Source organism: Stenotrophomonas sp. PD6 (assembly GCF_049199305.1).
Lineage (GTDB): Bacteria > Pseudomonadota > Gammaproteobacteria > Xanthomonadales > Xanthomonadaceae > Stenotrophomonas.
Genome location: NZ_JBLZQD010000001.1, coordinates 171,875 through 198,598 on the forward strand (window position 1 = coordinate 171,875; position 26,724 = coordinate 198,598).

At 65.0% G+C, this 26,724-nt stretch carries 26 protein-coding genes; 23 read left to right on the plus strand and 3 right to left on the minus strand.

What is annotated here, in order from left to right:
- Positions 1-42: 42 nt before the first annotated feature.
- Both arsC and arsH read right to left on the minus strand, forming a co-directional pair.
- Positions 43-462, minus strand: a complete 420-nt coding sequence (gene arsC, locus ACOZHM_RS00675) for an arsenate reductase (glutaredoxin) (protein ID WP_046982947.1) — start codon at positions 460-462, stop codon at positions 43-45.
- The gene (gene arsH, locus ACOZHM_RS00680) at positions 459-1,199 is read right to left on the minus strand and encodes an arsenical resistance protein ArsH (RefSeq protein ID WP_046272488.1); all 741 of its coding nucleotides are present in this window, start codon (positions 1,197-1,199) and stop codon (positions 459-461) included. The genes arsC and arsH overlap by 4 nt, the downstream gene beginning before the upstream one ends.
- Positions 1,200-1,239: 40 nt before the next feature.
- On the opposite strand from arsH, the gene ACOZHM_RS00685 reads away from it, so the two are divergent.
- From ACOZHM_RS00685 to ACOZHM_RS00705, 5 genes are read left to right on the plus strand one after another with little or no spacing between them, the layout of a single operon-like run.
- Positions 1,240-1,554, plus strand: coding sequence for an ArsR/SmtB family transcription factor (locus ACOZHM_RS00685; protein ID WP_046272489.1), 315 nt, complete (start codon positions 1,240-1,242; stop codon positions 1,552-1,554).
- A 27-nt stretch (positions 1,555-1,581) separates the two neighbouring features.
- Positions 1,582-2,073 carry an arsenate reductase ArsC gene (locus tag ACOZHM_RS00690; protein ID WP_046272490.1) on the plus strand — a complete coding sequence of 164 codons (492 nt, stop codon included), beginning with the start codon at positions 1,582-1,584 and terminating at the stop codon, positions 2,071-2,073.
- Positions 2,074-2,093: 20 nt separating this feature from the next.
- Positions 2,094-3,152 (plus strand): ACR3 family arsenite efflux transporter, encoded by a 1,059-nt coding sequence (gene arsB, locus ACOZHM_RS00695; RefSeq protein WP_046272491.1) that lies wholly within the window; start codon positions 2,094-2,096, stop codon positions 3,150-3,152.
- Positions 3,153-3,155: 3 nt separating this feature from the next.
- Positions 3,156-4,142, plus strand: a complete 987-nt coding sequence (gene trxB / locus ACOZHM_RS00700) for a thioredoxin-disulfide reductase (protein WP_046272492.1) — start codon at positions 3,156-3,158, stop codon at positions 4,140-4,142.
- Positions 4,143-4,166: 24 nt separating this feature from the next.
- Positions 4,167-5,252, plus strand: a complete 1,086-nt coding sequence (locus ACOZHM_RS00705; protein WP_046272493.1) for an ArsO family NAD(P)H-dependent flavin-containing monooxygenase — start codon at positions 4,167-4,169, stop codon at positions 5,250-5,252.
- Here ACOZHM_RS00705 and ACOZHM_RS00710 read toward each other — a convergent pair.
- A complete protein-coding gene (locus ACOZHM_RS00710) occupies positions 5,213-5,746 on the minus strand; it encodes an arsenate reductase ArsC (protein WP_080341466.1) in 534 nt (177 codons plus the stop codon). The two genes, ACOZHM_RS00705 and ACOZHM_RS00710, sit on opposite strands and share 40 nt — an antisense overlap.
- Positions 5,747-5,950: 204 nt before the next feature.
- Here ACOZHM_RS00710 and ACOZHM_RS00715 point away from each other — a divergent pair, with 204 nt between their 5' ends.
- The 18 genes from ACOZHM_RS00715 (at position 5,951) to ACOZHM_RS00800 (ending at position 26,712) form a co-directional block, all read left to right on the plus strand.
- On the plus strand, positions 5,951-6,151 hold the full coding sequence (locus tag ACOZHM_RS00715; RefSeq protein WP_160298434.1) for a hypothetical protein: 201 nt from the start codon (positions 5,951-5,953) through the stop codon (positions 6,149-6,151).
- A gap of 525 nt (positions 6,152-6,676) precedes the next feature.
- Positions 6,677-7,102, plus strand: a complete 426-nt coding sequence (locus ACOZHM_RS00720) for a CopL family metal-binding regulatory protein (protein WP_046272495.1) — start codon at positions 6,677-6,679, stop codon at positions 7,100-7,102.
- Positions 7,103-7,205: 103 nt separating this feature from the next.
- Complete coding sequence (locus tag ACOZHM_RS00725) at positions 7,206-9,059, plus strand: copper resistance system multicopper oxidase (protein WP_350462835.1); 1,854 nt, start codon at positions 7,206-7,208, stop codon at positions 9,057-9,059.
- On the plus strand, positions 9,056-10,153 hold the full coding sequence (locus ACOZHM_RS00730) for a copper resistance protein B (protein ID WP_046272496.1): 1,098 nt from the start codon (positions 9,056-9,058) through the stop codon (positions 10,151-10,153). The genes ACOZHM_RS00725 and ACOZHM_RS00730 overlap by 4 nt, the downstream gene beginning before the upstream one ends.
- A 102-nt stretch (positions 10,154-10,255) precedes the next feature.
- Positions 10,256-10,765, plus strand: coding sequence for a nuclear transport factor 2 family protein (locus ACOZHM_RS00735; RefSeq protein WP_046272497.1), 510 nt, complete (start codon positions 10,256-10,258; stop codon positions 10,763-10,765).
- A 12-nt stretch (positions 10,766-10,777) separates the two neighbouring features.
- Entirely contained in the window at positions 10,778-11,302 is a 525-nt protein-coding gene (locus tag ACOZHM_RS00740; RefSeq protein WP_232528986.1) for a DUF411 domain-containing protein, read from the plus strand.
- A gap of 153 nt (positions 11,303-11,455) precedes the next feature.
- Positions 11,456-11,839 carry a copper homeostasis periplasmic binding protein CopC gene (gene copC, locus ACOZHM_RS00745; RefSeq protein WP_046272498.1) on the plus strand — a complete coding sequence of 128 codons (384 nt, stop codon included), beginning with the start codon at positions 11,456-11,458 and terminating at the stop codon, positions 11,837-11,839.
- A 10-nt stretch (positions 11,840-11,849) separates the two neighbouring features.
- Positions 11,850-12,779, plus strand: coding sequence for a copper homeostasis membrane protein CopD (gene copD / locus ACOZHM_RS00750; RefSeq protein ID WP_046272499.1), 930 nt, complete (start codon positions 11,850-11,852; stop codon positions 12,777-12,779).
- A gap of 108 nt (positions 12,780-12,887) precedes the next feature.
- Positions 12,888-13,112: a Sec-independent protein translocase subunit TatA gene (gene tatA / locus ACOZHM_RS00755; protein ID WP_046272500.1), complete on the plus strand. Its 225-nt coding sequence runs from the start codon at positions 12,888-12,890 to the stop codon at positions 13,110-13,112.
- Between the two features lie 473 nt (positions 13,113-13,585).
- Complete coding sequence (locus ACOZHM_RS00760; RefSeq protein ID WP_200899479.1) at positions 13,586-15,919, plus strand: heavy metal translocating P-type ATPase; 2,334 nt, start codon at positions 13,586-13,588, stop codon at positions 15,917-15,919.
- Positions 15,920-16,344: 425 nt separating this feature from the next.
- Positions 16,345-17,667, plus strand: a complete 1,323-nt coding sequence (locus tag ACOZHM_RS00765; protein ID WP_235318855.1) for a TolC family protein — start codon at positions 16,345-16,347, stop codon at positions 17,665-17,667.
- A complete protein-coding gene (locus ACOZHM_RS00770) occupies positions 17,664-19,076 on the plus strand; it encodes an efflux RND transporter periplasmic adaptor subunit (RefSeq protein ID WP_046272501.1) in 1,413 nt (470 codons plus the stop codon). Before ACOZHM_RS00765 ends, ACOZHM_RS00770 begins: the two co-directional genes overlap by 4 nt.
- 1 nt (position 19,077) lies before the next feature.
- A complete protein-coding gene (locus ACOZHM_RS00775) occupies positions 19,078-22,230 on the plus strand; it encodes an efflux RND transporter permease subunit (RefSeq protein WP_046272502.1) in 3,153 nt (1,050 codons plus the stop codon).
- A gap of 163 nt (positions 22,231-22,393) precedes the next feature.
- Positions 22,394-22,903, plus strand: a complete 510-nt coding sequence (locus ACOZHM_RS00780; RefSeq protein ID WP_160298435.1) for a MerR family transcriptional regulator — start codon at positions 22,394-22,396, stop codon at positions 22,901-22,903.
- On the plus strand, positions 22,900-23,184 hold the full coding sequence (locus ACOZHM_RS00785) for a DUF5676 family membrane protein (RefSeq protein WP_152663673.1): 285 nt from the start codon (positions 22,900-22,902) through the stop codon (positions 23,182-23,184). The genes ACOZHM_RS00780 and ACOZHM_RS00785 overlap by 4 nt, the downstream gene beginning before the upstream one ends.
- Before the next feature lie 171 nt (positions 23,185-23,355).
- A complete protein-coding gene (locus tag ACOZHM_RS00790) occupies positions 23,356-23,655 on the plus strand; it encodes a DUF2933 domain-containing protein (protein WP_080341468.1) in 300 nt (99 codons plus the stop codon).
- Between the two features lies 1 nt (position 23,656).
- Positions 23,657-24,322, plus strand: a complete 666-nt coding sequence (locus tag ACOZHM_RS00795; RefSeq protein ID WP_046272515.1) for a methyltransferase family protein — start codon at positions 23,657-23,659, stop codon at positions 24,320-24,322.
- Complete coding sequence (locus ACOZHM_RS00800) at positions 24,319-26,712, plus strand: heavy metal translocating P-type ATPase (protein ID WP_152663674.1); 2,394 nt, start codon at positions 24,319-24,321, stop codon at positions 26,710-26,712. Before ACOZHM_RS00795 ends, ACOZHM_RS00800 begins: the two co-directional genes overlap by 4 nt.
- Positions 26,713-26,724 lie beyond the last annotated feature (12 nt).

Consider the following 26,724-nt stretch of genomic DNA (forward strand, 5'->3'; position numbering starts at 1 on the left):
CCTGTGGTTCTCAACGGCAGCGAGCCCAGCCAAGCAATGGGATCACGGCGTCGAGCTTCCGGTATGCCCGGTCACCCACTCTCCATCTTCCTTTCGGAACGGTCCGGGCAGCGGCGGCAGGATGTCCAGCACCACTTCTGATGGCCGACACAGACGGGTACCCCTATCGGTTTGTACCAAAGGACGATTGATGAGTATCGGGTGCGTCAGCATCGCATCAAGCAGCGCGTCGTCGCTCAGTGCTGCATTGCCCAGTGCCAGCTCGTCATACGGCGTGCCCTTCTGCCGGATGGCATCACGCACGCTCAACCCTGCGGCCGTGATGAGGTCGACCAGGCGCGCGCGGCTGGGCGGGTGGGCCAGGTAGTCGATCACTTCCGGTTCGATCCCGGCGAAGCGGATCAGCGCGAGTGTGTTGCGCGAGGTGCCGCACTTGGGGTTGTGGTAGATGACAGCGTTCACGCACTTTCCTCCTGATTCAAAATGGTCTCGACCACGCCTGCAGCGGCCGCCAGCGCCGCCGCTTCAACGGCGCCCTTGCGCTCGCTGTAGCGGTCGACCAGGTAGTCACTGCGCCCGCGCACCAGCAGGGTGAACTTGACCAGTTCCTCCATCACGTCCACCACGCGATCGTAATACGCCGAAGGCTTCATTCGACCTTCGTCGTCGAACTCCTGCCACGCTTTGGCGACCGACGACTGGTTGGGGATCGTCACCATCCGCATCCATCGGCCGAGCACGCGCAGCGCGTTGACCACGTTGAACGATTGCGAGCCACCGCAGACCTGCATCACTGCCAGGGTGCGACCTTGGGTCGGGCGCACGCTCCCCTCTTCCAGCGGTAGCCAGTCAATCTGGTTCTTAAACACGGCGGTCAAAGTGCCGTGGCGTTCCGGGCTGATCCACACGTGCCCTTCAGACCACAAAGAAGCCTGGCGCAGCTCCTGCACCTTGGGGTGGGTGGCCGGCACCGAATCGAGCATCGGCAGCTCATGCGGATCAAACACTCGGGTCTCTGCGCCCAGATGTTCCAGCAACCGCTGCGCCTCCAAAGCCAGCTTGCGGCTGAACGACTGCGGGCGCAGGGAACCGTACAAGATCAGGATGCGGGGCCGGTGCGGCGCGGCATTCGGCTCGCTCAGCTTTTCGGCCACCGGAGGGTTCAAGGCGCCCGGGACGACATTGGGAAGGTGTTGCATGGGGGTTGTCCTGCCTATTCGATTCGACTATTCTAGAAGCATGGAACATAAAAACGCAACTCACGCCCTGGCCGCCCTGGGTCACGCCACCCGGCTTTCCATCTTCCGCCTGCTGGTCCAGGCCGGAAGTGGCGGCAAGCTGGCCGGCGACATCGCCCAGTCCCTCTCCCTTCCCGGTGCCACCCTCTCTTTCCATCTGAAGGAGTTGCTGGCCGCTGGCCTGATCACCGCCGAGCAGCGCGGTCGCACCATCTGCTACCGGGCCGAGTTCGAGGCGATGAGCGCGCTGGTGGCCTACCTGACCGAAAACTGCTGCGCCGACGAACAAGCCTGCGAACGTCCTGCTGGCTGCTGACCTTCCCCCGTCATAGAGATCGCTCAAATGACCCGTCGTGTTCTGTTCTTGTGTACTGGCAACTCCGCCCGCAGCGTGCTTGCCGAATCGACCCTTAAAAAATGGGGCGAAGGCCGCTATCTCTCCTTCAGTGCGGGCAGCCAGCCGGCCGGTCGCGTCAATCCCTTTGCCATTGCCCAGCTGGAGCGCGAAGGCTTCCCGGTCGAGGGCATGCGTAGCAAGTCCTGGGACGAATTTGCCGAAGTCGATGCCGCTGCCATGGACCTGATCGTCACCGTGTGTGACAGCGCGGCCGCCGAGGCGTGCCCGGTGGTGTTTGGTGACTTCGTTCGCGTGCATTGGGGCCTGTTCGACCCGGCCGGCGTGGAAGGTTCGGATGCGCAGAAGGCAGAAGCCTTTGACCGTGCCCATCAGACCATCAAGCGACGCCTACAGGCCTTCCTGGAGATTCCTGACAGCGACTGGGACGACCGCGCAGCGCTGAAGGCCCGCCTCGACCCGATCGCGCAGATCGACTAACCGCTTTTCCGAGACCTGCCATGACTACTGATTCCCCCCGCCTGTCCTTCCTGGACCGGTACCTTACGCTCTGGATTTTCTTGGCGATGGCCCTCGGCGTCGGCTTGGGCGCGATGTTCGAAGGCGTCCCCAGCGCGCTCCACAGCCTGTCGATTGGATCGACCAACATCCCGATCGCCATTGGCTTGATCCTGATGATGTATCCGCCGCTGGCCAAGGTGAAGTACGAAGAGCTGCCCAAGGTGTTCGCCGACAAGCGCGTGCTGATGCTCTCGCTGGTGCAGAACTGGATCATCGGTCCGTTCCTGATGTTCGGCTTGGCGGTGCTGTTCCTGCGCGACTACCCCGAATATATGACCGGCCTGATCCTGATCGGCCTGGCACGCTGCATAGCCATGGTGCTGGTCTGGAACCAACTCGCCCGTGGCGATGGGCAGTATGTGGCGGGCTTGGTCGCCTTCAACTCGATCTTCCAGATCGCGCTGTTCAGTGTCTATGCCTGGTTCTTCCTGTCGTGGCTGCCGCCGGTGTTCGGGCTGCAGGGCAGCGTGATCGACGTCAGCTTCTGGACCATTGCCGAGGCGGTGCTGATTTATCTGGGCATCCCCTTCCTCGCAGGGTTCCTCACCAGCCGCTGGCTCAAGGCGCGCAAGGGCGTGCGTTGGTATGAAGATAAGTTCCTGCCGGCGATCAGTCCGATCACGCTGGCGGCGCTGCTCTTCACGATCGTTGCCATGTTCAGCCTGAAGGGGGGCGATGTGCTGCGCATCCCGATGGACGCAGTGCGCATCGCGATCCCGCTGACGCTCTATTTCATCATTCAGTTCGTGCTGAGCTTCTTCATGGGCAAGTTCATTGCCAAGGACTATCCGCGCACGACCGCGATCGCCTTCACTGCTGCTGGCAACAATTTCGAGCTGGCCATCGCCGTCGCCATCGCCGCCTTTGGTCTGGCTTCGCCGGTCGCCTTCGCTGCGGTCATCGGACCGCTGGTGGAGGTGCCGGTGCTGATCCTGTTGGTCCATGTCGCCCTGCGGCTGGGCAAGCGCTACTTTCCTGCCGACGCACGGAGTCATTGAGTCATGAGCAAGACCCAACACATCCCGCTGTTGATCCTCGGTTCCGGCCCGGCCGGCTGGACGGCCGCGGTCTACGGCGCCCGCGCCAACCTGAACCCGGTGGTGATCACCGGCCTGCAGCAGGGCGGCCAGCTGATGACCACCACCGAGGTGGACAACTGGCCGGGCGACGCGCACGGCCTGATGGGCCCGGACCTGATGGCACGCATGCAGGCCCATGCCGAGCGCTTCGAGACCGAGGTGATCTTCGACCACATCCACACCGCCGACCTTTCCAAGCGCCCGTTCACGCTGATCGGCGACAGCGCCGAGTACACCTGCGACGCGCTCATCATCGCCACCGGCGCCACCGCCAAGTACCTGGGCATTCCGACCGAAGAGGCCTTCAAGGGCCGCGGCGTGTCGGCCTGCGCCACCTGTGACGGCTTCTTCTACCGCGACCAGGACGTGGTCGTGGTCGGCGGCGGCAACACCGCCGTGGAAGAGGCGCTGTACCTGTCCAACATCGCCCGCAAGGTCTACCTGGTCCACCGCCGCGATACGCTCAAGGCGGAAAAGATCATGCAGGACAAGCTGTTCGCCAAGGTCGCCGCCGGCAAGATCGAGACCGTCTGGCACCACCAGGTGGACGAGGTGCTGGGCAACGACGCCGGCGTCACCGGCGTGCGCGTGAAGTCCACCCTGGACGGCAGCACCCGCGACCTGGAGGCGCACGGCTTCTTCGTGGCCATCGGCCACCACCCCAACACCAGCCTGTTCGACGGCCAGCTGACCATGAACAACGGCTACCTGGACATCCGTTCGGGCCTGGGCGGCAACGCCACCCAGACCTCGGTGGAAGGCGTGTTCGCCGCCGGCGACGTGGCCGACCAGCACTACCGCCAGGCGATCACCTCGGCCGGCTTCGGCTGCATGGCCGCGCTGGATGCGGAGCGCTATCTGGATGCACTCAGAATTTCCGATCAACAGCAGCGTAAGAACGCCGCCTGAGTGCGGCGGCGCGAGGGAGCACAGATGGACAGCGTCGACGTGCTGATAGTCGGAGGTGGGCAGTCGGGTCTTTCGGCCGGCTATTTCCTGCGTCGCAGCGGGCTGTCCTATGTGATTCTCGATGCGGAAACATCGCCCGGCGGGGCATGGCAGCATGCCTGGCACTCGTTGCATCTGTTTTCCCCGGCGGGCTGGAGCTCGATTCCCGGGTGGCCCATGCCCGCCAGCCAGGGCCCCTACCCTGCGCGGGCGGAGGTGCTCGCTTACCTGGCGCAGTATGAACAGAAATATGCGCTTCCAATCATTCGCCCCATCCGCGTGCAACGAATCAGCCGCGCCGGCGGACGGCTGCGGGTGGAGGCCAGCGACGGTCGGCAATGGTTGGCCCGGGCGGTGATCAGCGCCACCGGAACATGGGGGAAACCCTACATGCCTGAGTACGAGGGGCTGGACTCCTTTGCGGGGATCCAGCTGCACTCTGCCCACTACAGTACCGCTGCGCCGTTCGCCGGAATGCGGGTGGCCATCATGGGCGGTGGCAATTCCGGTGCGCAGATTCTGGCCGAAGTATCGATGGTGGCTGAAACCACTTGGATCACCCAGCAGGAACCGGCGTTCCTGGCCGATGACGTCGACGGCCGCGTGCTGTTCGAACGCGCGACTGAGCGATGGAAGGCGCAGCAGGAAGGCCGGGAGCCTGACCTGCCACCAGGCGGTTTCGGCGACATCGTCATGGTGCCGCCGGTGCTCGATGCGCGCGCGCGGGGGGTGCTCGCCGCAGTCCCACCGCCGGCCCGCTTTTCCCCCACCGGCATGCAATGGGCCGACGGCACCGAGCGGGCGTTCGATGCGGTTATCTGGTGTACCGGCTTCCGCCCGGCGTTGTCGCACTTGGACGATCTGCCGCTGCTTAACGTGCAGGGCCAGATCGAAATGGATCACTCCAAAGTTCGCTCTGTTGCAGAACCGTCGGTCTGGCTACTGGGCTATGGCGACTGGAACGGCATGGCGTCGGCCACATTAATCGGCGTTACACGCTACGCGCGCGAAGCGGTCAGGCAGATCAGCGACTACCTCCGACCCTCGAATTCGTCGACACCCGGTGAGTGATCTGCGCCAACGTCGGCGAGGCTGCGCGCCTCTGTCTGCAGTGTCATGCGGTCCAATGCTTCAGGCTTAAGCGCAAGCAACAACGTCAGGCGATGTTGAAGCTGATGAAGTGCTGTCAGGAAGGCCTTATGGACCTGCTCCTCACTTCCGTGCACCGCCGCCGGGTCGGGAATGCCCCAATGAGCCGTGACCGGATGACCAGGCCAAACCGGGCATGCCTCGCCTGCTGCACGATCGCACACCGTCACGATCAGATTCATGTGCGGCGCATCGGGGCCCGCGAAGACCTCCCACGGCTTGCTGGACAGATTCTCTATCTCGAAACCCGTCTCCTCAAGCACTTGGATGGCCATGGGGTGGACAACGCCCTTCGGATGGCTTCCTGCGCTATAGGCGTGCAACCGCTCGCGCCCAAGATGGTTGGCCAGAGCCTCGGCGATGATGCTCCGGGCTGAGTTGCCCGTGCAGAGGAAAAGAACGTTCAACTTTCTCATGCTCTTTAAACCATCTATCCGGAATAATGGAAGTATTCTCCGGCTGTGTGACTGTTCAATGACAGTCTGTGCCAGAACTTCCCGCCATCGCCGTTGAGCGGCGGTAGGCGGCTTGCAGTGGGCAAAGTCTGCACGGTGGAGCAGCCTAGCCGCAGGTTGCCCAGGTGAATTTGGCTACAATTGAGCTAAATAATGGTGGCATCCATGACCAGCAAGGCTCAGCGCCAACAGGCGCTCGTTGAAGCCAAGGCTTCGCTCCGATTAGAAGGCTTGCCCATTTCGACGCGCGATGATGACCTCTACGCGGCGGCCGTTGAGGGATCTATCTCAGGGACGCTTCGCGATGTCGTTTTGGCGCGAATTCGCGCTGAACTGGCATCAGAGACGAAGCTTGGCCGTCGATAGGCGGGACAGCTCGGCCGAACGTGCCTTTCAAATCCCGCAATTCATGGCACGTAGTTGCCCCAGTCCAGGGATGTCCTCAGCGCAACGGTCGCAACAGGGCCGAGGGGAAAGGCGGAGATGGGTGTTGCGTACTCGCCGGGTGCGAACGCAACACCTGAGGGGATGCGCGAGGCGCAACGGGTTCCATCCCCTTTCGAGAAGAAATGCCTGCGGTGCCGGGCATTTGCGAGCGCAACGCTTTGGATATGTACCAAGAATGCGAAAAGCTGGTACTTTTGCTGGTGTTGCGCGCAAAGTCCTTGGCTAGACCTTGTTACCGCAACACCGAGCTGATCAATGGTACAAAAGCCACGGTTCATGCAGCGAGGAACTCGCCATGCTTCAGCAGCTTGCCGACAATCATGTGCCCGGGCTACTCATGACGCACCTGATCAGCGTGCGCGGCGCCCTTCATTCATTCAGCCAGACACGTGGCCCTTGGCTTTACGTGTCTCATCTGGGCGTACATCATGTATACTCCAGCGCATGTCTGTGCGCGCACTCCTGATGCGGTTGTTTCTGATCGTGGCCGTGCTGGTCAACGGTCCCGGGGTCGCAGGTGCTTCTATGCATATGCACGCCGAGCACATGCGCGATGCAATGGGTCACGCAACTCCCATGACCACCACACAGACAATGGCTGAGGGCATGGCCTGCCACGACGCTGGGGAGATCACCCTGGCGGCCCTCGAGCATCATCCGCTGGCCGCTGGTCAACCCGATGCAGCGCCCCAGACAGACGATTGCTGTGAGACGGGCAACTGTTGCGCTTGTATGCATCACTGTTACGCCGCAGTGGATGGGCCCGCGCTTGCCGACATTACCGTCCGTTACCGGCAGATCGCCGAGCCGCTGTTGTCAGTGCATGCGTCCGCTGCACTGACCAATCTCTTCCGACCTCCGATCGGCTAAGTGTCGCCACGCGCCTCCTAAGGCGCGGATTTACCCTGCCTGCGGTTCCGCACGGGGTAACGCTCGCTTCGCGAGCACTCGACATTTTTTCCCGGGAGTTCCCATGTCATCCGATTCTTTCGGCCGTGCCGAGGGGCTGCTTGCCCCTTCCCGGCGCCGCTTTGTCCAAGGTCTCGCCTTTGGCGGCGCCGCCGCTGCCCTAGGCCTGTGGCCCCGTTTGAGTTGGGCCGTGCAAGCCCAAGGTGTACCCAATGTGCTTTCAGGCACCGACTTCGACCTGACCATCGGCGAGACGCCGATGAACTTCACTGGCGCCACGCGCCCTGCGATCACGGTCAACGGATCGATACCCGCGCCGCTGCTGCGCTTGCGCGAAGGCACCACCGTCAACCTGCGGGTCCGTAATGCCCTGCCCCCCGGCTCCATCCATGGCGACCAGGCGTCGATCCACTGGCACGGCATCCTGTTGCCGGCCGACATGGACGGCGTACCAGGGCTAAGCTTCAATGGCATCAACCGTGGCGAGACCTATCAGTACCGGTTCAACGTCGTGCAGAACGGCACCTACTGGTATCACAGTCACTCCGGCTTCCAGGAGCAAGCGGGGCTCTACGGCCCGCTGGTGATCGAGCCTTTGGAGCCCGAGCCCTTCGCCTATGACCGCGATTACGTGGTCATGCTGACCGACTGGACCGATCTCGATGCGAAGCGCCTATTCGCCCGGCTCAAAAAACGCTCCGACTACGACAACTTCTCCAAGCGAACGGTCGGCGACTTCTTTGACGACGTGAAGCAGAACGGCTGGGCCGCCACGACCGAAGACCGCAAGATGTGGGGCGATATGCGGATGACGCCAACCGACCTGTCGGACGTCAATGGCAACACCTACACCTTCCTGATGAATGGCACGACTTCGCTCGGCAACTGGACCGGACTGTTTCGGTCGGGCGAAAAGATCCGCCTCCGCTTCATCAACGGGTCGGCGATGACGTACTTCGACGTGCGCATTCCGGGCCTGAAGATGACGGTGGTCGCAGCCGATGGCCAGTATGTGCATCCGGTCGCGGTCGACGAGTTTCGCATTGCCACCGCTGAGACCTTCGACGTCATCGTCGAACCGACCGGGCAGGATGCGTTCACCATTTTCGCGCAGGACACGGGTCGCAGTGGCTACATCAGTGGCACCCTCGCCGTCCGGGAGGGATTGCGTGCGCCCGTGCCCAACCTCGATCCCAAGCCGATCCTGACCATGGACGACATGGGACACGGCGGAATGGGCGGCGGCGGTCATGATATGTCCTCGATGTCACACGGTGCGATGACCGGCGGTGCCATGGCGGGAATGGACCACAGCGGCCACGACATGTCATCGATGGCCGGAGGCGCGGCAGCCGGCGGGAGCATGGCGGGGATGGATCACGGTGCCGGCGGGATGCAGGAACACCCTGCAAGCGAAACCGGCAATCCGCTCGTCGACATGCAGACGATGGCGCCCGCGCCCAAGCTGGATGACCCGGGCATCGGGCTGCGCGACAACGGCCGCCGCGTGCTGACCTACGCCGACCTGCGCAGCACGTTCCGCGACCCGGACGGGCGCGAACCCGGGCGCACGGTCGAGCTGCACCTGACCGGCCACATGGAGCGCTTCGCTTGGTCATTCAACGGAGTGAAGTTCGCTGACGCGGAACCACTGCGCCTGAAATACGGCGAGCGCCTGCGGATCGTGCTGGTCAACGACACGATGATGTCGCATCCAATCCACCTCCACGGGATGTGGAGCGACCTCGAGGACGAATCCGGCAACTTCATGGTGCGCAAGCACACCATCGACATGCCGCCCGGTACCCGACGCAGCTACCGGGTACGCGCCGATGCCCTTGGCCGCTGGGCCTACCACTGCCACCTGCTCTACCACATGGAAGCGGGCATGTTCCGTGAAGTACGGGTGGAGGAATGAACGCCATGATCCTTTCCAGTCGCCACCCCCTGGCCATCGGCCTGGCCTCCGCAATGTCTCTCGCAGCTGGTTTATCGCCGGCGTGGGCGCAGGAGACGGACCACGCCTCGCACCACCCGGAAGCCAAGCCGGCTGCGACACCCTCGTCGCCCGAGCCCGTCGATCCACACGCCGGCCACCAGCCGATTCCGACAGACACGCGTTCCGACGACCACGGAGCCATGGACCACGGAAACATGGGCCACGGCACCAGGAAACCCAAGGGTGCGGAAGCTGCCGGAAGCGACCACTCCATGATGGATCACTCGGGCATGGACCACGCGTCCATGGGCCATCAGCCTGCTGCCAGTCAGGATCTCCCGGCGACGGCGGAGCCGCACGAGCCCATTCCTGTCATTACCCCTGCCGATCGGGCGGCGGCATTCCAGGACCTCGAGGCGCACGCGATGCACGGCGAATCGATTAACTCCTACTGGTCCCTTGACCGGCTCGAGGCGTGGGACGCGGAGGAGGACGGCACCGGCATGGCCTGGGAAGCGAAGGGCTGGATCGGCTCCGACTTGAACCGGCTCTGGCTTCGCAGCGAGGGCGAGCGTGCGGGCGGATCCACAGAATCGGCGGATGTGGAAGTCCTGTACGGCCGGGCCATTGCCCGATGGTGGGACGCAGTCGCCGGTGTCCGCCATGACTTCGGCTTTGGCGGCGGCCCGTCGCGCACCTATGCCGCCCTTGGCGTCATCGGTCTTGCCCCGTACAAGTTCGAAGTCGAAGCGACCGCCTACGTGGGCGAGTCCGGCCAGGTCGGCCTCGGCGCGGAAGCCGAATACGAAACGCTGTTTACCAATCGTCTGATCGGCCAGTGGCTGGTCGAGGGCCAGGCCTGGAGCAAGGACGATCCGGCGGTTGGAATCGGCAGCGGGCTGAGCAAGGTCGAAGCCGGTTTCCGGCTGCGCTACGAGTTCCACCGGCAGTTCGCTCCCTATGTCGGCGTGGTCTGGGAGCGTGCCTACGGAGGCACGGCGGACCAACGTCGCGCCCAGTCCGGGGACATCGACGACACCCGCATCGTGGCCGGCGTTCGAATCTGGTTCTGACAGGGCCAGAACATTGAAACCTGATACACCCGAAGCACGCTTGGCGGGTCGGCGTCTCCGCGGGCAAGCACACAACCACTGATTTCTTGGAGTCCACCACGCATGAAAGCAATAACAACTTCATTCACCCTAGCCATGGCGCTGGCGGTCATATCGCCCGCCATGGCGCAGGCGACACAGTCGCATGCACATCACCCCGCAGCCGCGGCATCGGCGGACATGGACGTCCCGGCGGCGGCAAAGGCCGCTGTCGCCGTGGCGGAGCGATTCAACACCGCCCTCTCCAGCGGCGACCTGGCCACGGTCGAATCCCTGCTTGCTGCCGACGTCCTCATCCTCGAGTCCGGAGGCGCGGAGCGCACTCGCGGGGAATATATGGGCCATCACGCCGCCAGCGATGCGGCGTTCCTCAAGGGGGCCCATCGACAGTTGCTCCGTCAGCGCGCACGCGCCGCTGGCGAGTTCGCATGGGTCGGAACCGAAAGCGAGTTGCATGCCCAGAAGAACGGAAAGCCACTGACCGTCCAGAGCGCCGAGACGATGGTGCTGAAGCAGACTGCGGACGGCTGGCGGATCGTCCACATTCACTGGTCCTCGCAGACCAGGTCCTGAGGAATGTTCCAGATGCGCACTTACGGATTGAATCGACTGGCTTGGGCCGCGCTTGCCATGGCAGGCCTAAGCGCCTGCAGCCAAGCCGCTGCACCCCTTGGAGTATCACCACCCGCACCTGCTGGACAGGCCGGATCGCAAGCAGGCCAAGCGCTTACGGCATTGCCGCGCATAACAGTCCACAAGACCCCGACCTGCGGCTGCTGCAACGCGTGGATTGACCACGTGCGCGAAGCCGGGTTCGCGGTGAATGTGCACGACATGGAGGACCTGGGCCCCGTCAAGGAACGTCTGGGTGTCCCGTATGCGAAGGGCTCCTGCCACACGGCCCAGGTCGAGGGATACGTCATCGAAGGCCATGTTCCTGCAGCTGACATCAAGCGTCTGCTGGAAGAAAAACCCGACGCACGTGGCTTGGTGCTGCCGGGAATGCCGCTCGGTTCACCGGGCATGGAGGTCCCGGACGGGCGCCAGCAGCCGTACACGGTCGAGCTGGTCCACCACGACGGGACCACTGAGCCGTTCGCACAGCACTGATCCGTCAGGGCAAAAGGGCAGCGTTACGAGCAAACCGGAAACATCAAAAGCGGAACAATGTTGGTCTCGCGCACACCCCGAAACATAACGCTTGCACCACAGCACGGCTCCACGAAACGAGCTTTTTTCACATTCCCAATGAGGATTATCCAAATGAAGTCGTCAAATATCTTTCGTTCCTTCGCGCTCGTCCTCGGCATTGCAGCGGGGCAGTTTTCACTACAGGTCGCCCACGCCCATGCAGCTCTGCAGCAGTCCACACCGGCGGCAAATAGCGTGGTGGTTTCTCCAAACGAAATCGATCTCGTGTTCAATGAAACATTGCTGTCGCGGGCGTCGCGTCTCGAGTTGCTGATGGTGCACGGCAATTCCACGATGCCGATCAAAAACTTCACCACGGAGATCGTCAATGATGGCAAGACCTTGCGTGCCAAGCTGCCCAAGCCGCTGGCTGCGGGTATGTATCGCGTGGAGTATCGCGCCGTTGGAGGCGACAACCACCCCATGACGGGCAGCTTCAGCTTCACGGTGCGCTGAGGAGATCCAAATGTTCGACTTGTCGGCTTATGCACTGAGATTCCTGGAATACCTTGTTCTCATGGTGCTCTTCGGGATCCCACTGTTCGGATGGTACGGTTCGCGTCGATCGGCAGTCGCCGACGCCTTGGCCGGGTGGCCACTCATGGGCGTTCTATTGGCGAGTGCCGCCGTCGCTGTCGTACTTACCGGGGCCGATGTCGTCTTCAAGACCGCGGGCATCATGGGAATGGCGATTGCCGAAGTTGATCGTGATTCGCTTGGCTGGTATCTGCTCGAGACGTCCGCGGGTCGGGCAGCGATGGCGAGAGGCGCACTGCTGGTCGCCCTGATGTTTGTGCTCGGATGGCATCGCCGCCACGGGAAGGTGGAGTCCGCCTTCCCGCTGGCGGCGACGCTGGCGGGCGGCGCACTCGCTTCACTGGCATGGAACGGCCACGCGGCCGCTGGTGAGGGCGTGGCAGGCGTGGCCCGGCTCAGTGCAGGCATCGTCCACCTTCTCGCGGCAGGCGGCTGGATCGCAGCGGTCCTGATGTTTCTGGGGATGCTCCTGCGCGACAAGCAGGCCTCGGGCAACGGGCGTCTGCGATCAACGCATGACTTGCTGCATGGATTTTCGACTCTGGGAACGATTTTCGTTGGGGCGCTCATGGTGTCCGGCATCGTGCATTACGGGGATCTCACCGCTTGGTCGTTTTCCGCGCTGTTCCTGACCACCTACGGGAAGTTGCTGCTGTTCAAACTGGCCCTGTTCGCTGGAATGCTGGGCTTGGGCGCGCTGCACCGATGGACGTTGGTGCCGCGCTTGGGACAGGCGCTGACCAGCGGTGATCCCGCGCAGGAGGTGCGTGCGTTGCGGCAGAGCGTTACGGCTGAGTCCGCCCTGGCCCTCTTGATCCTGATTGTTGTTTCAGTGCTCGGGACGCTCAGTCCTGCGTAACAGTTGCTTGCTTTGCGGCAGTTGAAATATCGAGCGCCTCTTCAGCACCACTCGCGGCATTAGTGTCGAGGCGTGAGTCGTTATCACTCATTTTGGCGGGATTTTTTCATGGGAAGTTTCAGTATTTGGCACTGGCTGGTCGTGCTGTTGATCGTGGTACTGGTGTTCGGTACCAAGCGGCTGAAGAATGCCGGCAAGGACGTCGGTGAGGCGGTCAAGGGTTTCAAACAGGGCATCAGGGACGACGCGCCGCCCCTGCAGTTACGCGACGCCAGCCCTGAGGCCGGGCTCGAGGCCCAGAGCAGCCGCAGCACCGAAACGACCTCGCACTAAATAGGCCACTGGCCTGAGCCACGTAGCCGGCATGCTGGTTTACGTTCCCTCAGACCAGATCGTCAGAGGGCTGACGACACCGATACCAAACTTGGCTGAAGTTTCCCGGTGATGCCCCACGTTCGGTGCCAGTTTCGCGATGGATGTTGCAGGCCCCCTTTCTCTGGGGGACAGGCCAGGGCAACTGCGAGACTTGCGCCGTTCCGGCAGATACGGGCGCGCCGCTCGAGACGGTCTTGACCTTGGTTACTCACCGGCCGAGAGGACACCGTGCGAATTTATTCGTCCCTGCCCTACTGACCTACGCCAGAGCCCCATTCAGCTGTAAAACTCCTGTAGCAAACTTCCTTGGCAGCCCATTCAACTCAACGAGCACCGGTATGACCGCACCGTCCTCCCAGCACCATTCCTCCCCTAAAGACGCAACTGCTGCAGAGGCCGTCGGGGGACAGGTGACCGATCCGGTCTGCGGCATGCAGGTGGATCCTGCCAGCACGGCGCATCATGCGATCCACGCCGGCACTCCTTTCCACTTCTGCTCGGAGCGATGCCGCGCGAAGTTTGTGGCCGACCCTGATCGCTACCTGACGCCCCAGGATGAGCCCGAGGTGGCACCGGCCGGCGCCATCTACACCTGCCCCATGCACCCCGAAGTCCGGCAACAAGGACCAGGCAACTGTCCCTTCTGCGGCATGGCGCTGGAACCGGAAATGCCGAGCTTGGAGGACGACGACAACCCCGAGTTACGCGACTTCTCGCACCGCTTCTGGTGGACGCTTCCGCTGACGGTGGTGACACTCGTGCTGGCCATGTTCGGCCGGCATCTCCCGCGGCTCGAGCTGGGCGGCGTCGAGATCCTGCCACTGTCGATCCACGTGCAGACCTTGGTCGAGCTGGTGTTGACCACGCCGGTCGTGCTGTGGGCGGGCTGGCCGTTCTTCGAACGCTGCGTGCAGTCGATCCGCAACCGCAGCCCGAACATGTTCACCCTCATCGGGATTGGCGTCGCGGCTGCCTTTGGCTACAGCCTGGTCGCCACGCTGGCACCCGGCCTGTTCCCGCCGTCGTTTACCGAGCATGGGCGCGTCGGTGTGTATTACGAGGCGGCGGCGGTGATCCTGTCGCTGACGCTGCTTGGCCAGATGCTGGAGCTGCGGGCACGTTCAAAAACGTCCGCGGCGATCAAGGGCCTGCTTGGCTTGGCCCCAAAGGAAGCCCGGCGCGTCAATGCCGACGGCACCGAGGAGGACATCCCGCTGACCCACGTGCATGTCGGCGACCACCTGCGCGTGCGCCCCGGCGAGAAGGTGCCGGTGGATGGCGAAGTGGTGGAAGGCCGCTCCAGCGTCGACGAGTCGATGCTCACGGGCGAACCGATCCCGGTCGAGAAGACCGCGGGCGACCAGGTCATCGGTGCGACCCAGAACGGCACCGGTGCACTCGTGATCCGTGCCGCCAAGGTGGGTTCCGATACCGTTCTCTCGCAGATCGTGCAGCTGGTTGCGCAGGCCCAGCGCTCCCGTGCGCCGATGCAGCGGATGGCCGACACTGTCGCCTACTGGTTTGTGCTCGCGGTGCTGGCGATCGCCGTGGCCACGTTCTTCATCTGGGGCGTCTTCGGCCCGGACCCGGCCTGGACCTACGCGGTGCTGAACGCGGTTTCGGTGCTGATCATCGCCTGCCCCTGCGCGTTGGGTCTGGCCACGCCGATGTCGATCATGGTTGCCACCGGCAAGGCGGCACAGGTGGGCGTACTGTTCCGCGATGCCGAGGCCATCGAGCATATGCGCCGCATCGACACCCTGATCGTCGACAAGACCGGCACGCTCACCGAAGGGCGCCCGGCTTTCAAGGAAGTCGTGGCCTTCGAGGGCTTCGATGCAGACCGGGTGCTGCACCTGGCGGCCAGCTTGGACCAGGGAAGTGAGCACCCGTTGGCGGACGCCATCGTCGCCGAGGCCCGGCGCCGTAAGTTCGAGTTCGACCGCGTGGAGGGCTTCGACTCGGTGACCGGCATGGGTGTGCGCGGGACCGTGGCGGGCCACGAATTGGCGCTGGGCAATACCGCACTCATGGAGGATCTGGGAGCCAACCCCGGTGCGCATGTCGACGTGGCCGAGCGTCTGCGTCGCGAGGGCGCGAGCGCCATGTTCCTCGCCGTAGATGGTCGCTTGGCGGGCCTGATCGCGGTCGCCGACCCGATCAAGGCATCAGCCGCGGCCGCCATTGATGAGCTGCACGCTGCCGGGCTGCGCATCATCATGGCCACCGGCGACGGGCTCACCACCGCGCGGGCCGTGGCCACGGAGCTGGGTCTGGACGAAGTGCATGGCGAGGTCCGCCCAGAGGACAAGGCCGAGCTGGTGCAGCGCCTCAAGCGCGAAGGCCGGCGGGTGGCGATGGCGGGCGACGGCATCAACGACGCGCCCGCGCTGGCCGCGTCCGATGTCGGCATCGCCATGGGTACGGGCACCGACGTCGCGATGTCGAGTGCCCAGATCACCCTGGTCAAGGGCGACCTGCGCGGCATCCTGCGCGCGCGGAAGATTTCCCAAGCCACCGTGGCCAACATGAAGCAGAACCTCACCTTCGCGTTCGTCTACAACGCGCTGGGGGTTCCCGTTGCGGCCGGGGTGCTCTACCCCGCGTTCGGGATCCTGCTGAGCCCGATGGTCGCGGCGCTTGCCATGAGCCTGAGCTCGGTGTCAGTGGTGGCCAATGCGCTTCGCCTGGCCAAGTCGGCAGCGGTTCCTGCGACACCGAACACGATCGCGCCGGACCGTACCCCCGGTCTGGCCAGGGATTGATCTGGATCAGTTGCGCAGACCGGAGAAGAGGTAAGCTCAACTTATGGCCCGCCTTCGCCATCGGAAATGGTTCCAGCGCACCATCCTCTTGGCGATGGCGGCGCTGCTCTGGTCGCAATTAGCGCTGGCGGGCCACGGCGGTTGCCTGGATCTTGCAGGTACATCGATGGCTGCCGTCGCGGACACCCGTCACGGCCACGATTGCGAATCGAAAGTTCCGTCGGCGGACAAGGCTCTCTGTGACACTCATTGCAACGAGGGGGGCATCTCGGCAGATAGTGGGCGCATCCCCCCGATCCCACCGTTGTTTGACTGCCCCGCACATCCGTGCGGCGCAGTGCTGTGCGTTCGTGCCGTGCGCGTCACGGCATGTGCTCCTGCCCTCGTCTGAGCGACCTGCGTCGCGTCGGCACAAGGACACTGATATGGCATCCCTGTTCGAACGGTTTCAGGCTAGACGCCTGCACCCTCGCCTGCTGATCCGCCGTCGGCCACCGCTCCGGCACCTGCTTTCCTTCGTGCTCGCCGCCGCATTGTGGACGCTGGCGCTGCCTGTCACCGCAACCGAACCCATACCAGGGCACAGCCTCGAGTCGATCCGCGCCTGGGTTCTCGCGCACAACCCCGAGCTGCGGGCGCTGGACTTCGAGGCACAGGCGGCCGAAGCACGGATCCAGCCAGCGGGTGCCCTGCCCGACCCGACGGCCTCCGTTGGATTCCGCGGCCTCGATCCGGACAAGCCCTGGCGAAGCGCCGGTGCTGACCGCGAGCTCGACTACGCGCTGCGCCAACGCTTCCCGCTCTGGGGCAAGCGCGGCCTGGCGCGGACCGCGGCCAGCCAAGACGCGGTCGCGGTCGGGCTCGACCGCATCACCACTGCGCGGGATCTGCTGGCTGACGCCGAGGCGGCCTACGCACGCTACTGGCACGCCGATCAAGCCGTGGCCATACTCGATCGCCGCATCGCCCTGCTCCGCCAGGTCGAAGAGATTGCCGGGGTGCGCTACGCCCTGGGCCGCGCGGCGCAGCAGGATGCCATCCGTGCCCAAGTCGAGCAGACCAGCCTCAAGCGCGAGCGGATCGAACGCCTCGCGGCCAAGCAGGAGGCGGCTGCAACCTTGAACGCCGTGCTGGGGCGCCGTTCCGATGCACCGCTGGTGACTCCTGATGAAGCGCCGCGTCTGACCGTTCACAGCGCCTCGCTCGCCGAGGCGCTGGATCGCGCCGACGGGCACCCCGCGGTGCGTTCACAGCAGGCCCGCGCCGCAGCCGCACACACGAACGTGGTGCTGGAGCGTCGCAACCGCTTTCCCGACCTCACCCTGGGCGTGGGTGCGATGCAGCTCGGCAATGGCATCGAGAGCACAGAGCTGATGCTTGAACTCGAGATCCCGTTCCAGCAGCGTGCGCGCCGCGAGCGCGAGCGCGGATCACGCCTGCTCGAAGACGCGGCGCTGGCACGCATGGACGCCACGCTACGGGCCGTCGAGGAACGCAGCACCACCGCATGGTCGCAGTGGACCAGCGCACGCGAGCGCCGCGGGCTGATCGAGAACACGCTGCTGCCGCAGGCCGACGCCACCTGGCAATCCGCGCTGGCCAGCTACCAGGTTGGCGAAGTCGACTTCGGAACACTGCTGGAAGCACTCAATGAATGGCAGGGCGCCGACCTCGCACGGGTCGATGCACTGCGTGACGAACTGTTGGGCGCCGCCGCCGTGCGCGCTATCGAAGGAGAGATCCGATGACCCGTGTCCAGACCCTGTCGCTCGCCATCGGCTTCGCAGTCGCCGCCCTCGCCGTCGGCTGGATGGCTGGCCGCGCAACGAATGATTCCCCGACCGCAGCCACGTCCGCCGAGGCGCCGGCCGCGGAACGCAAGGTGCTCTATTACCGCAATCCCATGGGTCTGCCGGACACCTCGCCGGTGCCCAAGAAGGACTCGATGGGCATGGACTATGTTCCGGTTTATGCCGACGACACGCCACCAGCGGCGCCGGGCACGGTGGTGATGCCACCCGACAAAGTGCAGGCGCTGGGCGTGCGCACCGAAGCGGTCAAGCGCGGGGCCCTGGCCAGCACCGTGCGCGCCAGCGGCACGGTCGAGGTCGACGAGACCCGGCTATACGCAATCGCGCCGCGCTTCGAAGGCTGGGTGGAGCGGCTGTACGCAAACCAGACCGGTATGCGGGTCCGTGCCGGGCAGCCACTGCTCTCCGTCTATAGCCCGCAGCTGGCTGCGGCGCAGCAGGAATATCGGCTGGCCGACGAAACTGCCCGAAGGCTGGCCGATTCTGATCCCGCCAGCGCGGTGTCGATGGTCCGTCTGCGCGATGCCGCCCGCACCCGCCTGCGCAACTGGGAAATCAGCGACGCACAGCTGGGCAAGACGGGCCTGGTCCTCACTGCGCCAGCGGACGCAGTCGTGACCGAGAAGCCGGTGGTCCAAGGCGCCCGCTTCGCGCCCGGCGAAACCATCCTGCGCCTGGCGGACCTGTCAACGGTGTGGGTGATCGCCAAGGTTCCGGCGGCGCAGGCCGCAGGCATCAAGCCCGGCCAGCCGGCCCGGTTCGAAACGGTGGCCCTGCCTGGCCAGGTGGCACAGGGCGAGGTCACCTTCGTGCAGCCCGTCATCGATGCGATGACCCGCACCGTGGACGTGCGCATCGCCCTGCCCAACCCTGATGGCGATCTGCGGCCGGGACTCTACGGGACAGTGCTGCTCGAGGAGCCGGGGGCCGGGCCGGTCCTGACCGTTCCGCGCTCGGCCGTGCTCGACAGTGGCACGCGCCAGGTGGTGCTGGTCGAGACCGGCCCCGGTCGCTTCGCCCCCCGCAACGTCATCCTGGGGCGGCGCGGTGGCGATCGTATCGAGATCCTTGACGGACTGGCCGAGGGCGAGCAGGTCGTGGTCTCCGCCAACTTCCTGATCGACGCCGAAAGCAACCTGCAGTCGGCCCTCCAGGGTTTGGAGGGTCACGCAGGACACGGCGCGCCCTCGGGCACCGCTGAGGATCCACACGCCGGGCACGGCGAGGACGCCGCCGACCCGGACGCAGGTCATGGTGACGACGCCTCTGATCCGCACGCGGGTCATTCCACGCCCGCCACCCCGGAGGAGACTCCGCCCTCCCCCACCGGTCACGAGAGGCACTGACATGCTTGGCCGCCTCATCGAATTGTCGGTCCGCAACGTCTTCCTGGTGCTGGTGATGACGCTGGCGATCGTGGCCGGCGGCATCTACGCACTGATGCACACCCCGCTGGACGCACAGCCGGACCTGTCGGACGTCCAGGTGATCGTGTTCACCGAGTACCCGGGGCAGGCGCCCCAAGTGGTCGAGGACCAGGTCACCTATCCGCTGACCAGCGCCCTGCTGGCGGTGCCGAAGTCGAAGGACGTCCGCGGCTTCTCGTTCTTCGGCGCCTCCTTCATCTACGTCATCTTCGAAGAGGGCACGGACCTGTACTGGGCGCGCTCGCGCGTGCTCGAAAACCTCAACGTCGCGTCGAAGAACCTGCCGGCCGGCGTGGCACCGGCGCTCGGGCCCGACGCGTCGGGCGTGGGCTGGGTCTACCAATACGTACTGAAAAGCGACCGCCACTCGCTGGACGAGCTGCGCGCCATGCAGGACTGGTACCTGCGCTACCAGCTCACCACCGCGCCCGGCGTGGCCGAGGTCGCCAGCGTCGGCGGCTTCGTGCGCCAGTACTCGATTACCGTCGATCCCGTCCGGCTGCGCGAGTTCGACGTCCCGATTTCGCGGGTGTCCGAGGTGATCGCCGCGAGCAACCGCGACGTCGGCGGCCGCGTGATCGAGATGGCCGAGACCGAGTACATGGTCCGGGGCCATGGCTATCTGCGTGGCATCGAGGACATCGAGAGCCTGGTGCTGCGCGCCGAAGGGGGCGCCCCGGTGCTGATCGGCGACGTCGCCCGGGTCGAACTGGTGCCCGACGAGCGCCGTGGCATCGCCGACCTGGACGGCGAAGGCGACGTCGTGGCCGGCATTGTCATTGCGCGATTCGGCGAGAACGCCTTGGCCGTGATCGGCGGGGTGAAGGACAAGATCGCGGAACTTGCACGGGGCTTGCCCGAAGGCGTCAGCGTCCAGGCGGTCTACGACCGGTCCGATCTCATCGTGCGTGCAATCAAGACCCTGCGCACGACACTACTCGAGGAAAGTCTGATCGTCGCGCTGGTGTGCCTGGTGTTCCTGTTCCATGCGCGCAGCGCGCTGGTCGCGATCGTCATGCTGCCGGTTGGCGTGCTGATCGCGGTGATCGCGATGCGGACGCTGGGCATGAATTCCAACATCATGAGCCTGGGCGGCATCGCGATCTCGATCGGCGTGATGGTCGACGCGGCGATCGTGATGATCGAGAACGCGCACAAGCACATCGAGCGCTCCGACGGCTCCCGAAGCCGGGCCCAGCTGATCATCGACGCCTGCCGCGAGGTCGGGCCGGCGCTGTTCTTCAGCCTGATGATCATCACGGTCTCGTTCCTGCCGGTGTTTGCCCTGGAGGCGCAGGAAGGCCGCCTGTTCAAGCCGCTGGCCTTCACCAAGACGTTCGCCATGGCCGGGGGCGCGTTGCTTTCGGTGACGCTGGTGCCGGTGCTCATGCTGTTGTTCGTGCGCGGCAAGATCGTGCCCGAGCGGAAGAATCAGGTGAACCGGTTTCTGATCGCGGCCTACCGTCCGGTGATCAACGTCGTGCTCCGACACCGGATGGCCACGATCGCGATCGCCTTGGTCGCCCTGTTTGCCAGCGCGTGGCCGGCGTCACGTCTGGGCAGCGAGTTCATGCCCACGCTCAACGAGGGCACGCTGCTGTACATGCCCGCGTCGCTCCCGGGTATGTCGGTGACCAAGGCGTCCGAGCTGTTGCAGCAGCAGGACCGGATCATCAAGGGCTTCCCGGAAGTGGAGTCGGTGTTCGGCAAGGCGGGTCGCGCCCTGACCGCCACCGACCCGGCGCCGCTGGAGATGTTCGAAACCGTCATCAACCTCAAGCCCGAGGACGAATGGCGGGACGGCATGACCACCGACAAGCTCATCGCCGAGATGGACGCGGCGCTGAAGTTCCCGGGCGTCGCCAACTCCTGGACGATGCCGATCAAGGCCCGCACCGACATGTTGGCCACCGGCATCCGCACCCCGGTGGGCATCAAGCTGTTCGGCAATGACCTGGCGCAACTCGACGCCCTGGCCACCGAGATCGAAGCGGTGGTGCGCGAGGTGCCAGGGACAACCAGCGCGTTCGCCGAACGCCTGACCGGCGCCTACTACCTCGACATCACCCCCGACCTGGGCCGCCTGGCCCAATACGGCGTGACCCTCGGCGACGTGCAGGACGTGGTAGCGGCCGCGCTGGGGGGTGAGATGGTCACCACCATCCTCCAGGGCCGCGAACGCTTCAGCGCGATCGTGCGCTATCCACGCGAGCTGCGTGACGACCCGCACCGCATCGGGACGCAGGTCCTGGTGCCGGTGCCCGGCGGCGCCCAGGTGCCACTGGGTGAGCTCACGCGCATCGAGGTCACGATGGGTGCGCCCAGCATCCGCACCGAGAACGCGATGCTGGCGGCCTACATCTACGTGGATACGCGCGAGAGCGACCTCGGTCGCTACGTGCAGGCGGCCCAACAGGCCGTTGTCGAACAGGTGCAGTTCCCGCCCGGCTACTACGTGACCTGGAGCGGGCAGTACGAGTACATGCAGCGCGCCGCCGAAAAGATGCGCGTCGTCGTCCCGGTGACCTTGGCGCTGATCTTCCTGCTGCTGTACCTCAACTTCCGACGCGTCACCGAGTCGCTGATCGTGATGCTGTCCGTGCCGTTCGCACTGGTCGGCGGCGTGTGGCTGATGTGGCTGCTCGACTACAACATCAGCGTCGCGGTGATCGTGGGCTTCATCGCCCTGGCCGGCGTCGCCGCCGAAACCGGCGTGGTGATGCTGATCTACCTCGACCACGCGCTGGAGGCGCGCGCCGTGCAGCGTCAGGCCGAAGGCCGCTCGCTGGATGCCGGCGACCTGCGCGAGGCGATCATCGAAGGCGCGGTCGACCGGGTGCGGCCGAAGATGATGACCGTGGTCGCGATCATGGCCGGCCTGCTGCCGATCATGTGGAGCAGCGGCACCGGCTCGGAAGTCATGCGCCGCATCGCCGCACCGATGTTGGGCGGCATGGTCTCTTCGACCGTCCTCACCCTGGTCGTGATTCCGGCGCTGTACTCGCTGATCAAACAGCGGCAGCTGGCCAGGAAGCTGCCGACACCCGCCGCGCTGCCGGTGGAAGTGCCGTGATGCGGCGCACGTCCAACGTAAGCGGGCAATGTCGGTCCGCAGGTGCGCGGGGGCCGTCTCTGGAGCATCGAGCCTTTGTAGATGGAATCGCGCCAGTCGCGCTTGACCTGTGTGCGAGACACAGGTCTAGCCTGCTCAGCATCTTTCCAGGAGTCGGCCAATGATGTCCAAAGACGAAGCAGGCCCGCCTCTGATGACAGTACGCCAGCTGGCACAGCGGGGCGATGTCACGGTGCATGTGGTGCGCAACTATCTGCGGCGCGGCCTGCTGCAAGCAGCCACGCAAACAGAGAGCGGCTACCAGCTATTTTCAGCCTCGGAGCTCCAGCGCCTGCACTTCATTCGTACGGCGCAACAGCTCGGTTTCACGCTGGCGGAAATCGAGGAGATTATCCGCCGCAGCCTGGTGCGACATAGTCCCTGCCCGCTCGTGAGGGACATCATTCGGCGCAGGCTCGACGACACTCGCCAACAACTGGACACGCTGCTGGCCATGCACGGACGGATGGAGCAGGCCATCCACGCCTGGGAAACGCTGCCGGACTCCATTCCGACTGGCGGCGATGTCTGCGCATTGATCGAGGCCGTTGCCGCGACGCAAGGCGGCAAGTTCGTCAAGTCCACCCCGCGACGACTCCTCGGACGTCGCCTCACTCGGGAGAATTTGCCATGAATCGTCTCAACCCAATCACTACCGGACTGTCTCTGGCCATTACCGTGGGACTGCTCTACCTCATGTGCGCGCTTGTGGTCGCGTTTGCCCCCGGCGCGTTTATGGCAGCGCTCGGTCTGGTCGCGCACAGTCTGAATCTCGCCCCGTTGATGCAGCAGGTGGCGCCGATGAGCCTGACCGCCGTGCTGGTGGGCCTGCTCGTCATCATGGCTTACAGCTTCATCGCCGGGCTGCTGTTCGGCCTGGTCAACAACGCGTTTGCCCGCAGCCGGAATCGTTGAGTCATCGCGCACCGTGTCCATCTCGTCGCGGGTGCGCGCTGGCTTCCCATCCTGTTGCTGCTCGCCGGTCCGCTGATCCACAGGCGGTCCGCGCGCGCAGATCCGATCTCCCGGCCGTCCGCGGCGCGTCCGGGTCACGCCACCCGATCGCCGCCTACCGAGGGTATCGCCATGACTGCCAACCGTACTCAAAACACGCCCGGATCCCGACGTTGGGTCTTCTGGATTTTCCTGGCGTTCGCCGTGTTCTACCTGGGCGTCGAACATCGTGCACACCTCGCAGGAATGCTCCGCTGGTTGCCTTTGGCCATCCTGCTGCTGTGCCCGTTCATGCACATGTTCATGCACAAGGGGCATGGAGGTCACGGGCGCGGCGGCAATGCCGACGACAAACCCAATGGCAGCCCCGACAGCCGTGGCAAGCCCGCAATGACCGACGAAAGGTCCGACACCCCACATGGAGGACACTGACATGCATGCATCTGAAAATGGCTATGGCCTGTGGCTCCTTGCGGCCATCAACGCCGCGTTATTCATCTTCTTTGCCTGGAGCTTCTACAAGCCGTTGACCCGGTGGGACTGGCGGGGATTCGGGATGTTCTCCGCCTTCGTCGTGGCCCTGTTCGCGGAAATGTATGGTTTCCCGCTGACGCTGTACGTCTTGGGCGGCTGGCTCAGCGCCAACTATCCGCAGGTGAACTGGCTCAGCCATGACGCGGGCCATCTGCTGGAGATGTGGTTCGGCTGGCGCGCCAACCCGCATTTCGGTCCATTCCACATGGCGAGTTTCGTCCTGATCGGCGGCGGCTTCTGGCTGCTGTCGGCAGCCTGGCCCGTGCTGTACCACGCACAGCGAGAGGGCCGGCTCGCCAGGGAGGGCGTGTATGCGCGTATGCGCCACCCGCAGTACGTCGCCTTCGTGCTGGTGCTGAGCGGTTTCCTGCTGCAGTGGCCCACGCTGCTCACGCTCGCCAGCTATCCGGTGCTGGTGTGGGCCTATGCCCGCCTGGCACGCCGTGAGGAAAAAGACTGCCTGAGCCGCTTTGGCGACGACTACGTCCGCTACATGCAGCAGGTGCCGGCCTTCATCCCGCGACTCCGGCGCGGCCCCGCCCCATCCCAAGGAGAAGCCCCATGACGCACGTCCACGAACCCACGGTGCGCACGCGCACCTGGCCTATCGGCGACATGGTCAGTACCGGTTGCGCGCGCACGCTGGAGAAGGCTGTGGCCGCGCTGCCTGGAGTCAATGCCACCCGCGCCAATTTCGCCACCGCGACCCTGCAGGTGTCCTACGATCCGGCCCGCCTGTCGTCGGGGGCGGTCGCCACCGCGATCCGCAACTGCGGCTTCCGATGCGACGCACCGATGGAGGATGCCGACCCGGCCGCAGGGGCACTTTCCCATCCTTCGCAGGCCGGGCACGGACAGAGTCCGGCCGTGCAGCACCCTGCCGCCGCCCACGCCGGCCACAGCGATGACGTCAAGGCTGCGGGGGGCCACGACGCCCACGCGGGCATGAACCACGGCAGCGATCTGCACGCCGCGGCGCGCGATATGGGCCGCCGCTTCCTCGTCGCCCTAGCGTTCGCGATCCCGGTGTTTCTGTGGTCGCCCATGGGCGGTCTCATGGAGCCGCCGCCGGTGCCGTTCGGGCTGCGCGACAACGTCTGGCTGTTCCTGCTGGCGACCGGCGCGGTGCTGTATCCGGGCTGGCCGTTCTTCAGCGCAGCGATCCGTTCGCTGCGCCGCGGTGTACTGGACATGGCGGTCCTGGTGCTTCTCAGCGTAGGCACCGGATATGGCTTCAGCATCGCGTCGACGTTCTTCTTCGACGGCCCCAACTTCTACGAGGCCTCGGCGGTCCTGTTGACGTTCGTCCTGCTCGGCCACTGGCTCGAGATGCGCGCCCGCGCCGGCGCCTCGGACGCGATGAAAGCACTGCTGAAGCTGTCCCCGCCCCGCGCGGTGGTGCGCCGCTACGGCCAAGAGCTCGAGATCCCCACTGCCGAAGTGCTGGTTGGCGATATCGTGGTGGTGCGGCCCGGGGCCAAGATTCCGGTCGACGGCATGGTCACCGAAGGCAGCTCGCAGGTCGACGAATCCATGCTGACCGGCGAGTCGATGCCGGTGCGCAAGGACCCGGGTGCGTCGGTGGTCGGTGGATCGATCAACAAGAGCGGCGCGTTTGCCTACACCGCCACCAAGATCGGCAGCGACACGGCATTGGCGCAGATCATCAAGCTGGTCCAGACCGCGCAGAACTCCAAGGCGCCCGCGCAGCTGCTCGCCGATCGCGCTTCGCAGTGGCTGGTGCTGGCCGCGATCGTGATCGGGCTGCTGACGTTCGCGGTCTGGTTCTGGTGGCTGGGACAGCCGCTCCTGTTCGCGCTCACCCTGACGATCACCGTCTTCGTCATCGCCTGCCCGGATGCGCTCGGCTTGGCGACGCCGATGGCGATCATGATCGGCACGGGCCTGGGCGCACGCCACGGCATCCTATTCAAGCATGCCGAGTCCATCGAGAAGAGCGCACGCCTGGACGTGGTGATCTTCGACAAGACCGGCACCCTTACGGTCGGCGCCCCCGAGGTGGTCGACATGGCGGTCGCTCCAGGTTGGACGCAGGAGCGGTTGTTGGGCACGGCTGCCGCGGTCGAAGCGCACTCCGAGCACCCGCTGGCCCAGGCCATCCTCAAGCGCGCCGGTGCGGTCGCCGAGCGCGCTACCGCGTTCACCAACATTGATGGCCAGGGTGCCACCGGCGTGGTTGACGGGGTGCAGGTGCTGCTGGGCAACCGGATCCTGATGGTCGAGCACGGCATCGACCTCTCCGGACTGGAAGCGGAGGCCGCACACCTCACCGGTGCCGGTCGCACGGTGATCTATGCCGGGGTGGGTGGCCAGCTCGCGGGCTTCTTCGCGATTGCCGACGCGATCCGCGAGACCTCGCGCGCCGCCATCGACGAGCTGCACCGGCGCAATATCAAGGTGGCGATGATTACCGGCGACAACCGCCCCACCGCCGAGCGCGTGGCGCAGGACCTGGGAATCGACATCGTGCTGGCCGACGTGCTGCCGGGCGGCAAGGCCGACGAGGTCATCAAGCTGCAGTCGCAGGGCCTAAAGGTCGGCATGGTCGGCGACGGCATCAATGACGCACCGGCACTGACCCAGGCCGACGTGGGATTCGCGATCGGCGCGGGCACCGATGTCGCGATCGAAAGCGCGGACGTGGTGCTCATGCACAGCGACCCCTACGACGTCGTGCGCGCGACCACCATCGCCCGCGCCACCCTGCGCAAGATGCACCAGAACCTGGGTTGGGCCGTGGGCTACAACGTCCTGGCGTTCCCACTGGCGGCCGGCGTGCTCTATCCGTTTGTGCTGTCACCCGAGATCGCCGCGCTGTCGATGTCGGGAAGTTCGGTGATTGTCGCGGTCAACGCCTTGCTGCTGCGCCGCGTGCGGCTAGTCCCGCGTACCGCAGGCGGCCCAACCCCTTCCTCTCTCGAGACCGTGGCGTAGCCGCCGCCCCAC